Source organism: Pseudomonas sp. Ps21-P2, assembly GCF_039672565.1.
Lineage (GTDB): Bacteria > Pseudomonadota > Gammaproteobacteria > Pseudomonadales > Pseudomonadaceae > Aquipseudomonas.
Genome location: NZ_JBDFPL010000003.1, coordinates 417232 through 431912, shown reverse-complemented (window position 1 = coordinate 431912; position 14681 = coordinate 417232). Strand labels below are relative to the sequence as shown.

13 protein-coding genes are annotated in these 14681 nt (G+C 62.7%); 3 read left to right on the top strand and 10 right to left on the bottom strand.

Features of this window, described 5'->3' with window-relative positions; genetic code table 11:
• Positions 1-19: 19 nt before the first annotated feature.
• From ABEH28_RS09450 to ABEH28_RS09425, 6 genes are all read right to left on the bottom strand, one after another.
• Positions 20-1018 carry a LacI family DNA-binding transcriptional regulator gene (locus ABEH28_RS09450; RefSeq protein ID WP_346629763.1) on the bottom strand — a complete coding sequence of 333 codons (999 nt, stop codon included), beginning with the start codon at positions 1016-1018 and terminating at the stop codon, positions 20-22.
• Between the two features lie 26 nt (positions 1019-1044).
• A complete protein-coding gene (locus ABEH28_RS09445) occupies positions 1045-1986 on the bottom strand; it encodes an ABC transporter substrate-binding protein (protein ID WP_346629762.1) in 942 nt (313 codons plus the stop codon).
• Positions 1987-2050: 64 nt separating this feature from the next.
• Complete coding sequence (locus ABEH28_RS09440) at positions 2051-3043, bottom strand: ribose ABC transporter permease (RefSeq protein ID WP_346626346.1); 993 nt, start codon at positions 3041-3043, stop codon at positions 2051-2053.
• Positions 3044-3058: 15 nt separating this feature from the next.
• A complete protein-coding gene (locus tag ABEH28_RS09435; RefSeq protein WP_346629761.1) occupies positions 3059-4636 on the bottom strand; it encodes a sugar ABC transporter ATP-binding protein in 1578 nt (525 codons plus the stop codon).
• Between the two features lie 465 nt (positions 4637-5101).
• Complete coding sequence (locus tag ABEH28_RS09430) at positions 5102-5422, bottom strand: DNA-binding transcriptional regulator (protein ID WP_172612482.1); 321 nt, start codon at positions 5420-5422, stop codon at positions 5102-5104.
• Entirely contained in the window at positions 5406-5771 is a 366-nt protein-coding gene (locus ABEH28_RS09425) for a type II toxin-antitoxin system RelE/ParE family toxin (RefSeq protein WP_282370988.1), read from the bottom strand. The genes ABEH28_RS09430 and ABEH28_RS09425 overlap by 17 nt, the downstream gene beginning before the upstream one ends.
• Positions 5772-6282: 511 nt before the next feature.
• Here ABEH28_RS09425 and ABEH28_RS09420 point away from each other — a divergent pair.
• Positions 6283-7152 carry an oxaloacetate decarboxylase gene (locus ABEH28_RS09420; RefSeq protein ID WP_065986037.1) on the top strand — a complete coding sequence of 290 codons (870 nt, stop codon included), beginning with the start codon at positions 6283-6285 and terminating at the stop codon, positions 7150-7152.
• A 43-nt stretch (positions 7153-7195) separates the two neighbouring features.
• On the opposite strand, the gene ABEH28_RS09415 is transcribed toward ABEH28_RS09420, so the two are convergent.
• Complete coding sequence (locus ABEH28_RS09415; protein WP_346629936.1) at positions 7196-8386, bottom strand: MFS transporter; 1191 nt, start codon at positions 8384-8386, stop codon at positions 7196-7198.
• A gap of 145 nt (positions 8387-8531) precedes the next feature.
• Complete coding sequence (locus tag ABEH28_RS09410) at positions 8532-9560, bottom strand: alpha/beta hydrolase (protein WP_346629760.1); 1029 nt, start codon at positions 9558-9560, stop codon at positions 8532-8534.
• 187 nt (positions 9561-9747) lie between these two features.
• Here ABEH28_RS09410 and ABEH28_RS09405 point away from each other — a divergent pair, with 187 nt between their 5' ends.
• Complete coding sequence (locus ABEH28_RS09405) at positions 9748-10689, top strand: AraC family transcriptional regulator (protein ID WP_346629759.1); 942 nt, start codon at positions 9748-9750, stop codon at positions 10687-10689.
• 19 nt (positions 10690-10708) lie between these two features.
• Here ABEH28_RS09405 and ABEH28_RS09400 read toward each other — a convergent pair whose 3' ends face one another.
• Positions 10709-11152 carry a cupin domain-containing protein gene (locus ABEH28_RS09400; RefSeq protein ID WP_346629758.1) on the bottom strand — a complete coding sequence of 148 codons (444 nt, stop codon included), beginning with the start codon at positions 11150-11152 and terminating at the stop codon, positions 10709-10711.
• Between the two features lie 95 nt (positions 11153-11247).
• Between ABEH28_RS09400 and ABEH28_RS09395 the strand changes: the two genes are divergently transcribed.
• Positions 11248-12147, top strand: a complete 900-nt coding sequence (locus ABEH28_RS09395) for a LysR family transcriptional regulator (RefSeq protein WP_346629757.1) — start codon at positions 11248-11250, stop codon at positions 12145-12147.
• 9 nt (positions 12148-12156) lie between these two features.
• Here ABEH28_RS09395 and ABEH28_RS09390 read toward each other — a convergent pair whose 3' ends face one another.
• Positions 12157-14526 (bottom strand): DNA polymerase II, encoded by a 2370-nt coding sequence (locus ABEH28_RS09390; RefSeq protein WP_346629756.1) that lies wholly within the window; start codon positions 14524-14526, stop codon positions 12157-12159.
• Between the last annotated feature and the right edge of the window lie 155 nt (positions 14527-14681).

The following is a 14681-nucleotide window of genomic DNA, read 5'->3' as shown; positions in this document are numbered from 1 at the left end:
CATTCCTGTCAGCGGACGCCTAAAGGCATCCGCACGAATTGCGAATGCGTAACGTCGGCGCCAGTCGCTCCGACAGTCGTTTGCCCTCGGGTTTATCGATGCGCTGCAACAGCAACTGCACCGCCCGCGCGCCCAGGGCCTGCACCGGCTGAGCAATCACGCTCAAGCGCGGCAGGAAAAAATCCGCCCAGTCGAAATCATCGAAACCCACCAGCGCCATCTGCTCCGGCACCTCAATGCTGGCGTCGCGCAGCGCGTGCATGGCGCCGATGGTCATCAGGTTATTCGCCGCCAGAATCGCCGTGGGCGGCGGCTTCAGGCGCAACAGCGCTGACGTGGCGACACGTGCCGATTCGCTGTTCGACTCGCCGTCGATCAGCAACTGCGGATCCCACGGCAGATCAGCCTCGACCAGCGCCTGCCGGTAGCCCTCAATACGCTCCTCCGTCGTGCTCAGCCCGCGATGCCCGGCAATCATGCCGATGCGCCGATGACCGTGGCCGATGAGGTGGGTCACCAACTCAGCGGTGGACTGGCGATTCTCGACGCCGACCTGATCGAAACCCTCCACCGCCATCCGGTCCACCAACACGCTGGGAATGGCGTTGCTGCGCAAGTACGCCAACGCTGCCTGCTGCGGATCGCTGGACGGCGCAAGCAGAATGCCGTCCACACGCCGATGGTGCAGCGCCTGCACCACGCGCAGTTCCTGAGCAGGATCGTCGTGGGTGTCGACGAACAACATCATGATGCCGTGGCGCGCGCATTCGGTTTCGATGGCGTGCACGGTCTCGCTGAAATAGTGGTTCGACAGCGCCGAAATCGCCACGCCAATGGTGTTGGTGCGCGAACGGGCCAGCGAGCGCGCCAGGGTGTTGGGGATGTAGCCCAAGTCCTGAGCCGCCCGCTGCACCGCTTCCACCGTCTTGGCGCTGACCTTGCGCGTGCCGTTGAGCACGTGGGAAACGGTCGACGTCGATACCCGCGCCCGCTTCGCCACGTCTTCCATTTTGATCACTGCGCCGACTCCTTCAGGCCTGCGTCTCAGTGCTTGCTGGACCAGCCGCTGTAGGAACCGATGTTGTCGCGGGTGATCAGTTTCGGCGTGAGTTGAGTGACCGCTTCAGCCGGCTTCTTGTCGTTGAGCAAATCGTTGCCGATGACCACCGCCTGCTGCGCCATGGCCCACGGGTCCTGGCTGGCGGAGGCCTGAATCGAGGTATCGGACTTGAGGGCCTGCTCGATGTCCGGCGCGCCGTCCACCGACGTGATGACGATGCCGCTGCGTTTCAGCTGCTTGGCGGCCAGGTCACTGCCAATGGCCTGGGGGTCGTTGATCGCGAACAGACCGTCGATTTTCGGGAAGCGCGTCAGGTAACCCTGCATCGCGTTCAGGCCGCCTTCGCGGGAGCCTTTGGCGTCCTGATCGTCGGAAAGAATCTTGATCTCCGGCGCGGCGGCGAAGGCCGATTTGCAGCCGGTGACGCGGTCAGTCACGGCGGTGACTTGCGGGCCATTCTCGATGATCACGTTGCCCTTGCCCGACAGCTTGTCGACGATGAACTGACAGGCCAGCTTGCCCGCTTCGACGTTGTCGGTCTGCACGGTGGCGTCGACACCGGCGGCGCTGACGTCCACGGCCACGACCTTGATGCCGGCGGCCTGGGCCTTCTTGATTGCCGAAGCAATGGCCTTCGGGTCCACGGCGTTGATCAGGATCAGGTCAACGCCCGACGCAATGAAGTTGTCGATCTGCGAGAACTGCTTGCTCAGGTCGTAATCGGCGGAAACGGAGGTCACTTTGACATTGGGGTTGAGCTCCATGGCCTTGGCCTTGGCGCCGTCGGCCAGGGTGACGAAATACGGGTTACCCAGCGAGCCCAGGGTGATGCCGACGGCTTTCAGCTCGCGGGCTTGAACGCCCTGGGACAGCAACGCGGCCAGGCACAGGGACATGACAGCAGGGAATTTGCGTTTGAAGTTCATGGGTTCTCTCTTGTGATTATTGTCGGAGTCTTCGTTGAAACGCGTGCAGCCAGACAGCGTTGAATCAGGTTCGCGCACCGGACTGGCGATAGCGATCCAGCGCCACCGCGCCGATGATCACGATCCCCTTGATGATGTATTGCCAGATATCGGACACGCCCAATAGCACCAAGCCGTTGGTCAGCACCGCGATGATCAGCGCGCCGATCAGGGTGCCGCCGATGGTGCCGACGCCGCCGGTGAAACTAGTGCCACCGAGGATCACCGCCGCGATGGCGTCCAGCTCGTAGGACTGGCCCAGTTGCAAGCCGTTGGCGGCGAACAGGCGCGAAGCGCTCATCACCGCGCCGAGCCCGGCCAGCGCACCGGACACCGCGTAGACGAACAGCAACACCTTCCACACCTTGATCCCGGACAGGCGCGCCGCTTCGGGGTTGCCGCCCACCGAGTAGATCTGCACGCCCATCACCGTGCGGCGCAGGATGAACCACGAGACCACGATGACCGCCACGGCGATGATCACCAGCCACGGCACGCCGAGCACCGAATCGTTGCCGATGAAGGCGAACGGCAGGTCGGGGTTGAACACGGTTTTGTCGTCGGCCAGCAAACGCGCCAGACCGCGCATGGCGGTGAGTGCACCGAGGGTGACGATGAACGGCGGCAGGCGCATGAAGGCAATCAGGCCGCCGTTGACCAGCCCGAGCAGCAGGCCGAAACCGACGCCGGCGGCAATGCCGAGCATGCCGAACTGCGGCGACATCGACGCTTGCAGGGCGACCACCGCCGAAGCCGCGAGAATCGCGCCCACCGAGAGGTCGATCCCCGCCGTCAGAATCACGAAGGTCATGCCGGCCGCCAACACCACGTTGACCGAGGCTTGCTGGGTGATGATCGACAGGTTCTGCCAGCTCATGAAGGTGTCGGTCATCAGCGAAAAGCCGATCAGCAACAGAATCAGCACCGGCAGCATGCCGACGGTGCGCATCAATTCGCGCGCACGTTCACGCTTGCTGATGGCGGCAACGGTGGGCGAGTTTTCCAGGGGCAGACTCATGGCCTGGTTTCCTTTTTATTGTTGTTGAATGTTGTGGTCGAAAGCATGGCGGGCGCAGTGGGCCGCGGTGACTGGGGCGTTCTCGCTGCCTGTCGCCAGATCAATGATCCGCTCCTGGGAAATCTCTTCCCCCGACGCTCCGCCGACTTCGGCCACCAGCTCGCCTTCACGCATGATCAGCACGCGGTCGCAGGTGCCGATGATTTCCGGCAGCTCGCTGGAGATCACCACAATGCCGACGCCGGCCTTGGCCAGCTCGTTGATGATTCGGTAAATCTCGGACTTGGAGCCGATGTCCACGCCGCGCGTTGGCTCGTCAAGAATCAGTACGTGGGGCTTGACCTCCAGCAGTCGCGCCAGCAGCACCTTCTGCTGGTTGCCGCCGGACAGCGCGCCGACATTGACCTTGCCCGAGGCCACGCGGATCGACAGTGAACGAATCGCTTCGATTGCCCGCTTAGCCCCACGTCCCCGATCAAGCACGCCACCGGCATGGGCGTCGGGTACGCAGGCGCAGACATTGATGTTGTCGCGCACGCTCATGTCCAGAAACAGGCCCTGGGCCTTGCGATCTTCGGTCAGGTAAACCACCCCTGCACGGATGGCGTCGGTGGGGTTGCGCAGATCGGTGATCGCCTTGCCGGCCACTTCAAGGGTGCCGGAGATGCGCGAGTCAGCGGCAAAAATCAAACGCGCCAGTTCCGTGCGCCCTGCCCCGACGAGCCCGGCGATGCCCAGCACTTCGCCGGCGTGCAGATCAAAACTGCACGGCTTGACGCGCTTGCCGTCGGCCATGTCGCGCACGCGCATGACGACCGCGCCGGGGTCGTAGGCGGCGTGTTCTTTCTTGTAGAAACCGGACAGGTCGCGGCCGACCATCATCTTCACCAGCGCCTCGGCCGATAGCGCGTCGCGCTCCAGCATGCCGACGTACTCGCCGTCGCGCAGCACCGACACCCGGTCGGACAACTCGTAGATTTCGGCCATGCGATGGCTGATGTAAATGATCGCCAGGCCCTGGTCACGCAGCTGTTTGATCAACGCAAACAGCCGGTCGGTTTCCCGGGACGACAGCGGCGTGGTCGGCTCGTCCATCACCAAAATTTTCGCGTTGGCGTGCAGCGCCCGAGCAATCTCGACCAGTTGCCGCTCGGCAATGGACAGCACGCTGACCTTGGTGGACGGTTTGAAATCAGCACCCAGGCGCACCAGCACATCAACGCAGCCGGCTTCCATCGCCTTGCGATCGATGCTCCAGCCACGGCGCAATTCGCGGCCCAGGTAAATGTTCTCGGCGACGCTGAGGTTCGGGCAGAGGCTCAGTTCCTGGTAGATCACCGCAATGCCGCGTGCTTTGGCGGACAACGGGTCAAACGCGCTCAGGGCCTGGCCGTCGATGCGGATCTCGCCACCGACATCGGCCTGATAGGCGCCGGACAAAATCTTCATCAGCGTCGACTTGCCCGCGCCGTTCTCGCCCATCAGGGCATGTACTTCACCGGCGTAGACCTTGAGGGCGACATTTTTCAGCACGCGCAGGCCGTTGAAGGTCTTGGAAATGGCGGACATTTCCAGCACGGGTTGAGGGGACATAGCGAGGACGGCACTCATGGCCGGGCGGCCGATGAAGCAGCAATGACGAGCGCGGACAGCACACGCGGCAATCGAGCAGACGAGCTGATCATGTGGATCTCCGAGGTTTCTTGTTTTTATGCCTGGGCCACCTCTTTGCGGGTGGCACTCGGGTATTGCTTTGTAATATTTCGGAACAGCTGAATCCTAGAACAGCTGAATCGATTCACGCAAGCGCTTGCTTCGGTATTTTCAGTTCGGGGATTGCGGCGCAAGGTCTGGCCCCTTCCCGGCTGAAGCCGGTCCTACCCAGCGCGGCAGAGGTCAGCCCTGCCCTTGATCGTCCCCGCGCTCCGCGTGGGGATGCATCCTGTGATGCTCCGCGTCACCTCAAGGGGCAGAATGCGCGTCGTCTGCTGGACGCAGAGCGTCCAGGGCGGCATTACCACGCAGAGCGTGGGAACAATCGGTCGACGATACCAGCGCTCAGGCCAGAACCTCGAGTCCATGCTTTTGAACGATGCTCAGCAGCTTCAACCCCATGCCACCTGGACGCTTCGACCCCGCTTCCCACTGTTTGATCGTGGAGGTGCTGGTGTTCAGATAGCGGGCAAACACCGGCTGGCTGACATGACTTCCCTCGCGAATGGCTTTGATCTGTGCCGGGTCTATCGCAGCCGGGACCTCGGCGATGCAGTGCTGATCAAACTCGCGCATTGTGGCCTTGTCGATGGCACCGATACCCAGCAGAGCAGTGGCGGACTCATGCACCGAGGCCAGCGCGTCGCTCTTAATTCTTTTTTTCATGACAGATCTCCGTGAAATCCTGTCGATCCAGGAGCAGTTGTATTTGTTGACGGCTTAATTTTTCGTACACCTTGGCGAGCTTTCTGAAAGCTATAAGCTCCTGCCTGTTGATGTTGCTCTGAGTCTGTTTCGAGAACAGAAACTGATAGACCCAGTAAAACTTGCCCCTCGCCAAAATGATCGAGCGATGGCGGTTAGCGTTGAGTCGCTTCTTCCAGACGCCACCGCCCAGATCATCGGCTTGGCCGTTGAAAACCTCCCTTATTGCACTGCAAAGCTCGCTGTCCTCAATAGCTGCCTTCTTGGCTGCGAAGCAAAAACCCTTTGTTTTGAAAACCCTGTCCTGCATTTGGCTACCTACCCGTGGAGTAAAATCTACCACCCAGTGGTATACATCTCAAAATTGGGTTCGTCGCTTCACGATCGGCTACGCGCAGTTGGGGTCATTTCTGAAAACGCTGTGGGAAATAAATGTGGAGATCGTCCCCGCGCTCCGCGTGGGGATGCAGCCTGTGACGCTCCGCGTCACCTCCCGTTCTCGAATGCGCGTCTTCTGCCGGACGCGGAGCGTCCGGGGCGGCGTTACCACGCAGAGCGTGGGAACGATCGGCACTCGGCGCGCGTGGTGTTTCAGTGGGACCGGCTTCAGCCGGGAAGAGGCCGGGGTGTTCACCCTCAATTCTTCGGTGTAATGCAAACGCCTTCCCGGCTGAAGCCGGTCCTCCCAGGCGCTGCGGCGGTCGGGGCCGCGCGGCCACCTACGCAAATCAATGCACGTCGCTCGTCGAGGTGAGACGTTTCAGCCTGAATTTGCGGTAGCATTGCTGGCATTTAGATGACGGCCAGAATCAGGAAGCCTTATGTCCAGAATTTCCCACTCCGCTTTGCGTCGCAAATTCCGTGAGCAGCTGGCTTCGCAGCACTGCGTCGAGACGGCTTCAGTGTTCGATCCCATGTCGGCGCGCATCGCGGCGGATCTGGGCTTTGAGGTCGGTATTCTGGGCGGCTCGGTGGCGTCGCTGCAGGTGCTGGCAGCCCCTGATTTCGCGTTGATCACCTTGAGCGAGTTCGTCGAGCAGGCCACCCGCATCGGCCGCGTCGCGCAACTGCCTTTTATTGCCGACGCCGACCATGGCTACGGCAACGCCCTGAACGTCATGCGCACCGTGGAAGAACTGGAGCGCGCCGGTGTGGCGGCGCTGACCATCGAAGACACCTTGCTGCCGGCGCAATTCGGCCGCAAATCCACGGACCTGGTGTCCATCGAAGAAGGCATCGGCAAGGTCAAGGCCGCCCTTGAAGCCCGCGTCGATCCGGAACTGACGATCGTCGCCCGGACCAACGCCGGCGTGCTGCCGGTCCAGGACATCATCGAACGTACCCTGGCCTACGAAAAGGCCGGCGCCGACGGCATCTGCATCGTTGGCATCAAGGACTTCGAGCACCTGGAGCAGATTTCGGAAAAGCTCACCGTGCCGCTGATGCTGGTGACCTACGGCAACCCCGAGCTCAATGACCGCCAGCGCCTCGCCGATCTGGGCGTGCGGGTGGTGGTCGCCGGGCACGCGGCGTATTTCGCCGCGATCAAGGCTACCTACGACAGCCTCCGCGCCCAGCGCCAGGTCACCCACAGCACCTCGAATCACAGCGCCACCGAGCTGACCCACACCTACACCTTCCCGGAAAACTACGTGGCCTGGGCCAAGGATTTCATGGACGTGAAGGAGTGAGGCTGCAGCGTGGCGCATGACTGCGTCACGCCTCCTGAACGCTTCATGCAGTTACCGCTGCGGTCCGCGACACCTTCCACGCCAACAGCGCGGCGACGAGCAAAAACACCCCGCTCGCGATAAATGTCGCGCTGTAGCCCATCCCGTCATACAGCAAGCCACCCGCTGTTGCGCCCAGCGTGATCGCCAGCTGGATCACCGCGACCATCAGCCCGCCTCCCGCCTCGGCGTCTTTGGGCAGCGTGCGGGTCAGCCAGGTGAACCATCCCACCGGCGCACAGGTCGAGATCAGACCCCAGGCCCCGAGCATCACCGCGGTCATGGCAAATGACTGACCGCACGCCAGCAGCGCGATGGCAATGCCCGCCATCAGCACCGGAATGGCGATCAGTACCCGGTACAGACTTTTTGCCAATACGGCGCCAATCATCAGCGTCCCGGCCAGCCCTGAGGCGCCGATGATCAGCAGCAGGATCGACAGCTTCGGCACATCGACTCTGGTCACCGATTCCAGAAACGGCCGCAGGTAGGTGAACAGCGCAAACTGACCCATGAACAGGAAGGCTACCGCCGCCATCCCGTAGACCACCTTCGCGCGGCCCAGCAATCGAAACACGTCCGTCGTCGAACCGGACGAGCGCTCACTGGGCATGCGCGGCAGCGTGAAGGCCTGCCAGCACAGCGCCAATGCAGCCAGCGGGACCACACAGAAGAACGCGCCGCGCCAACCAATCAGCCCGCCCAGAAAACTGCCCAGAGGCGCCGCAACGGCGGTGGCGAGCGCCGTGCCGCTCTGCACCATGGCGATGGCCCTGGGCACCATCGACTCGGGGGCAATGCGCATCATCACCGCCGTGCTCATCGACCATGAACCGCCGATCGCAACACCCAGCACCGCCCGACCGAACATCAGCACCGGGTAACTCGGCGCGAAGGCAACCATTGCCCCCGAAACGATCAGCAACGCAGTCAGGGTCAGCAGCACCGGCTTGCGATCAAGCCCACGGGTCAGCGCAGACAGAAACAGGCTGGTGACCACCGCAAAAAATCCCGAGATTGAGATCGCCTGACCTGCCTGGCCTTCGGTCAGGCTCAAGTCGGCAGCAATGGGCGTCAGCAGACTGACCGGTAAAAACTCGGACGCGACCAGCGCGAACGCGCACAGCGACATCGCCAGCACGGCGCCCCACACACGGTGGGTTGTTTCGGTCATCGATACAGCGGGGGTGCCCATGAACATGCTCCAGCTCATTCAGCCCCGCCATGCAGCGGGGCCAGTGATCAACAAACGGCGCGCAAAACCGCGCGTGCAACAAAAAGGACCGTTCCGGCAGGATCCGGCACGTGACCGGATCGAGCCGTCTTGAACAGTCTGAGAGTTACTTCAGATGGGTCTGAAAGAAAGACGTGAGCCTGTCGAAAGGAATCAGATCCACCCGGTCATACAAGTCCACGTGCCCGGCACCCGGAATGATCACCAGCTCTTTGGGCTGACCGGCCAGGCGATAAGCCTCCTCGCTGAACTCACGGGAATGGGCGTTCTCGCCGGCGATGAACAGCATTGGCCGCGGTGAAATCGTCTCGATGTCAGCGAACGGGTAGAAGTTCATGAACTTCACGTTGCTGGTCAGCGTGGGATGCGTGGTCAACTCCGGCGACTGGCCCTTCGGGGTGAACTCGCCACGTGGGGTCCGGTAGAAATCGTAAAACTCACGCTCGATCGGGTTGGAGTGTTCGGTGAGTGTGTCCACGGTGCCGCTGGTGTACTGGGTTTTGCCACCGGCAAACTCGACATCACGTTGTGCAGCGGCGGCCGCGATGGCTTCTTTGCGTTGCTCGACACTGACCGAATGCTGCAGGCCGTTGCGATTGACGCCGCCCATGTCATACATGCTCACGGTCGCGACGGCCTTCATGCGTGGGTCGATCTTCGCAGCGCTGATGGCGAAACTGCCGCTGCCGCAGATACCCAGCACGCCGATGCGGTTGCGATCGACGAAGCCCTGGCTGCCGAGGTAATCGACGGCGGCGCTGAAGTCTTCGGCGTAGATCTCGGGGGACACCAGATTGCGCGGCCGGCCTTCGCTTTCGCCCCAGAAGGACAGGTCGATGGCCAGCGTAATGAAACCCTGCTCGGCCAGTTTCTGCGCGTACAGGTTCGAGCTCTGCTCCTTCACGGCGCCCATGGGGTGGCCGACGATGATCGCGGGGTACTTGCGGCCACTGATCATGTCCTTCGGCACGAACAGGTTGCCCACTGTTTTCATCTGGTACTGGTTGTTGAACGTCACCTTCTGCCGGGTGACCTGTTCACTGGTGTAGAAGTTGTCAGCTCCGTTGGACATATCGGCTCCCATTGTCGCGAATGAGCTGACCAGCAAGGCCAGCCCCATCATCAGCTGTTTCATGAATGTCTCCGGCGCCAGGGCATGGCGCAAATGAAGTGTGCGATGCACATCTTCATGGCGCGGCCCGGGCAACCCATAGAGCGATCCGGTGGTTTTCTTGCCTGATCCGATCAATCCCGAGGCGCGAGGCTGGACGGCTGTTTTGCCGGGCACGTACAGTTTCGACTTGATTCCGAGGGCCGCAGACATGCCACTGACATCCGCTTCCACACCCGCGTGCCGCGCTTCGGACACCGTGCAGCTGCGGTCGCTGACGAACATCATCGGGCACCTCACGCCGGCCTCCGGTGACTTTCCCACCGCCATCGCCGACCTCGGCCTGTTTCGTCGCGAAGCGCCCTCGCCGCCGGTCATGTGCATCCTCGCGCCAAGCATCGTGCTGGTGGTCCAGGGCGCCAAGGAAATGGTCATCGGAAGCGAGGTCTATCCCTACGACACGACGCGCTTTCTGATCACCTCGCTGGACGTGCCGGCCAATTCCGCCGTGACCCTCGCCAGCGCGGACGCGCCGTGTCTGGGACTGGTGTTCAAGCTGGACCTGCGCACCTTGACCGAGCTGATCGCCCAAGGGGATGCGCCAACACCGAAGGCGCGCACCGTGGGCACAAGCGCGGGCATCGCCAGCCTCACGTCCGCGCTGCTCGATCCCTTGGCCCGACTGGTCGACCTGTTGCAGGAGCCCGACGCCATTCCGGTGCTCTGGCCCCTGTTGCAGCGCGAGATTCACTTCCGCCTGCTCACATGCGATCAAGCGCCGCTGCTACGGCACATTGCGTCGGTCGACAGTCAGGGCTACCGCATCGCCAAAGCCATCGACTGGCTGAAGCTCAATTACGCGACAGCCCTGCGCGTCGAAGACCTGGCCGCGCGCGTGCAGATGAGCGCGCCGAACTTTCACCTGCACTTTCGCAACCTGACGTCCATGAGCCCGCTGCAGTACCAGAAATGGCTGCGCCTGAACGAAGCCCGGCGGCTGATGCTCAACGACCATCAGGACGCCGCCAGTGCAGCGTTCAAGGTCGGCTACGAAAGCCCGTCGCAGTTCAGTCGCGAGTACGGTCGGCTGTTTGGCGCACCGCCGAAAAAGGACATTACGCGGATGCGCAGCCAAGCCGTAGCGGCGTCATGATCGTCGCCGTGCCAGCTCCTCAGTCTTTTTTGACCGGCACGGCCAGGTAGGTCTGCTCGGTCACCGGCTCCAGCCAGTCGACCGGCTTGCCATCCAGCGCTTCGTTGACCGCGACATGTTGCATGGCGGTGGTGTCGGTCGCGCCGTGCCAGTGACGACGGCCGCAGTTACACCAGATCAGATCGCCCGGACGGATTTCGGTTTTCGGCCCGCCTTCACACTGGGTCCAGCCGACGCCATCGGTGACCAGCAGGATCTGGCCCAGCGGGTGGGTGTGCCAGTTAGTGCGTGCGCCCGGCTGGAAATTCACGATGGCCAGACCGACCCGCGCCGGTGCCGGGGCGTTGAAAATCCGGTCAATGCGCACGTCGCCGGTGAACCAGTCTGCGGGGCCCTTGATGGCTTTGGCCGAGCCGGCGCGGTGGATTTGCATGTCTTCAGCAGCGCTGTCAGTGGCGGTCATGCCAGATCTCCAGAAAGTGTGCAGCTAGCGTAACAAGGGCACATTGGCGACAGTATCCGTAGAATGCTTCGATCAAAATGAAGGAGCGCTTCGCAATGGCGGATTACAAACTCGATGATCTGGCGGTGTTCGTTGCAGTGGGCCGAGAAGGCAATTTCACTCGCGCCGCCGCCGCGCTGGGCATCTCCCCCTCCGCCGTCGGCCAGACCATGCGCCTGCTGGAAGAGCGTCTCGGCGTTCGCCTGCTCACCCGCACCACCCGCAGCGTGACCCGCACCGAAGTCGGCGAGCAGTTATTCAAGGGACTGGCGCCACTGCTCGACAGCATTGAAGAGCAGGTCAACGCCGCCATCGAGCACAGCGGCCGCCCGTCCGGCACGGTGCGCATCACCGGCGATGAATTCGCCGCGCGTTACGTGCTCTGGCCTCGCCTCAAACCATTGCTCGATCAATACCCGGACATGACCATTGAGCTGGTCACCGACTACGGCCTGACCGACATCGTTGCCCAGCGCATCGACGCCGGTGTGCGCCTGGGTGACACCCTCGCGGCGGACATGATCGCCGCGCCGATTGCCCCGCCGTTGCGGCTGATGACCGTGGCGTCCCCCGAGTACCTGGCGCGGCATTCCACGCCGCAGGTGCCGGAGGACTTGCCCCGCCATCGCTGCATCAACCTGCGCCTGCCCACCCATGGCGCGCTGTATCAATGGGAGTACGCCAAAGACGGCCGTGATATCCGCGTGCGCGTCGACGGCCCGTTGATCATGAACAGCGTGTTTCAGATTTTGCAGGGCTGCCTGGACGGCATTGGTCTGGCGCAGCTTCCCGAGGGGCTGGTGGCCGGGCCTATCGAGCAGGGCGAACTGGTGGAAGTGCTCGCCGACTGGTGCGAGCCGTTCGAGGGCTATCACCTTTACTACCCCAGCCGGCGCCAGCACACGGCGGCGTTTCGCGTGGTGCTGGAGGCGCTGCGGATCAATCCGCTGGCGTGAAAATGCGGATCAAAAGTCGAAGCTGAACTGGTCCTGGGAACTGAGATCGATGGTCCGCGAGATCACGAACGGCAGGATCGCGTCGGCAATCGGCTGCAGCTGTTTGCTGATGTAGTGGTCGTAGTCGATGGCCGCCGTCCGCACTTCCAGCGGCTCGGGTCCGGCGACCGTGATCACGTAGCTGATCCAGCCGCCATTCTGGTACTGCAACGGCCGACCCTGCTGGCGGTTGTACTCATCGGCCAGCCGCGCGGCGCGCACATGGGGCGGCACGTTGCGTTCGTAATCGTCGAGGGCCCGGCGCAGGCGCTTGCGATAGACAAGTTGGCCGTCGAGTTCCCCAGCCAGGGTTCGGCCCACGTACTCCCGAATGTATTCCTGAAACGGCTGACGCTGGAAAATCCGCAGGTACAGCTCCTGCTGGAACGTGCGGGCCAGCGGCGACCAGTCGGTGCGCACCACCTCCAGCCCCTTGTAGACCATTTCGTCTTTGCCATCGGCGCGGGTCACCAAACCTGCATAACGCTTCTTGCTGCCCTCCTCCGCGCCGCGAATGGTCGGCATCAGGAAGCGCTTGAAGTGGGTTTCGAATTGCAGCTCGAGCGCACTCTCCAGCCCGTATTCCTCTTTCACATGAGCGCGCCACCAGTCGTTGACCTGCTTGACCAGCGCGGTGCCGATCTGCGCGGCATCGTCCTGCTCATGGGCTTTTTTCAGCCAGACGAACGTCGAGTCGGTATCGCCGTAGATCACCTCGTAGCCCTGGGCTTCGATCAGCAGCCGGGTCTGGTGCATGATCTCGTGCCCGCGCAGGGTGATCGACGATGCCAGCCGCGTGTCGAAGAACCGGCAGCCGCTGGAACCGAGCACGCCGTAAAAGGCGTTCATGATGATTTTCAGCGCTTGGGACAGCGGCGCATTACGCTCGCGTTTGGCCACCTCGCGCCCTTCGGCCACCCGCGAAACGATGGCCGGCAAACAGTGGCGGGTCCGGGAAAAGCGCGCGCCACGAAAGCCTTCCACCGACTGGCTGTCGTCGGGGTGCTTGAGGCCTTCGATCAAGCCCACGGGGTCAATCAGAAAGGTGCGGATGATCGACGGATACAGACTCTTGTAATCGAGCACCAACACCGATTCGTACAGCCCGGGACGCGAATCCATGACGAAACCGCCGGGGCTGGCTTCCGGCATGCGCTCGCCCAGGTTCGGCGCGACGAAGCCCTGGCGGTGCATCAGCGGAATGTACAAATGCTCGAACGCGGCCACCGAACCGCCGCTTCGATCCACCGGCAGGCCGGTCACCGTGGCGCGTTCGAGGAGGAAAGTGAGCAGCTCGGTCTTGGCGAAAATCTGCGTGACCAGCTCGCAGTCCTTGAGGTTGTAACGCGCCAGCGCCGGCTTGTCCTCGGCGAACATGCGGTTGATCTCGTCCATGCGCTGATACGGATTGTCGATGGCCTTGCCTTCGCCCAGCAGCGTCTGCGACACGTTTTCCAGGCTGAACGAGAGAAAACTCCAGGTCGCCGAACGCAGCGCTTCGATGCCGTCGATGATCAAGCGCCCGGCCGCCGCCGCGAAGAAGTGATTGTTGCGCGCGCCGTGTTCGCGCCAGGTCATCACCTCGCCGCCGCGCCCCAGACGCAGCGGCACATTCAAGCGCCGCGCGTGCTCATGCAGCACGCGCAGATCGAACTGCACCACGTTCCAGCCGATGATCCCGTCGGGGTCATGGCGGGCCATCCATTCGTTGAGTTTCTCCAGCAGCGCGACGCGGGTGTCGCAGTATTCGAGCTTGAAATTCACCTGGGCGTCATCGCCATTGGCCGGGCCGAGCATGTACACCTGACGCTCGCCGCAGCCGTGCAGGCCGATGCAATACAGCTCGCCGCGCTCGGTGGTTTCGATGTCCAGCGACACCAGTTTCAGGGTCGGTCGGTACCGTGGATCGGGCCTGAGTTGCGCGTCCAGCAACAGGCCGTTGGCGTCCGGCCGCCCGCCGAACTGCACCGGCGCGGTGATGAAACGCTCCATCAGGTAGCGCTCGGGCGGGCGGATATCGGCTTCGTAGACGTCGACGCTGGCTTTGCGCAGGTCGCTTTCCAGGTTCATCAACTGGCGATGCTGACGCGTATACAGCCCCATCACCGGGCGATGGCGGAAATCACACAGCTCCAGTGGCTTGAGCTCGACATGGCGCTCGTTGCGCAACACGGCTTCAGCGCGCTCGCGGTGCTGCTCCGGGATAAACGCGACGGAGGTCTGGTACGGCAGGCGCACCTGGCGCGGCCCCTCGTCGGTGGCCAGCCAGAATTCCACTTCGGTGCCGGCGTCCGTGTCGCGCCAATGCCGGGTCAGGACGAAGCCCTGCTGTAAATCCACCGCTGCAACCTCGTCGCGTTTTATTTCAGACGAGGATTCTACGGTGAATGATGTAGGAAAGCGCGGCGGCTGCGGAAAAGCACCATGCCCGGCCGATGACCTGTCAGCCAGCAGCGGCTCTCCCGGAAAATCCGCCCCACGGTCAGTGCCTGACG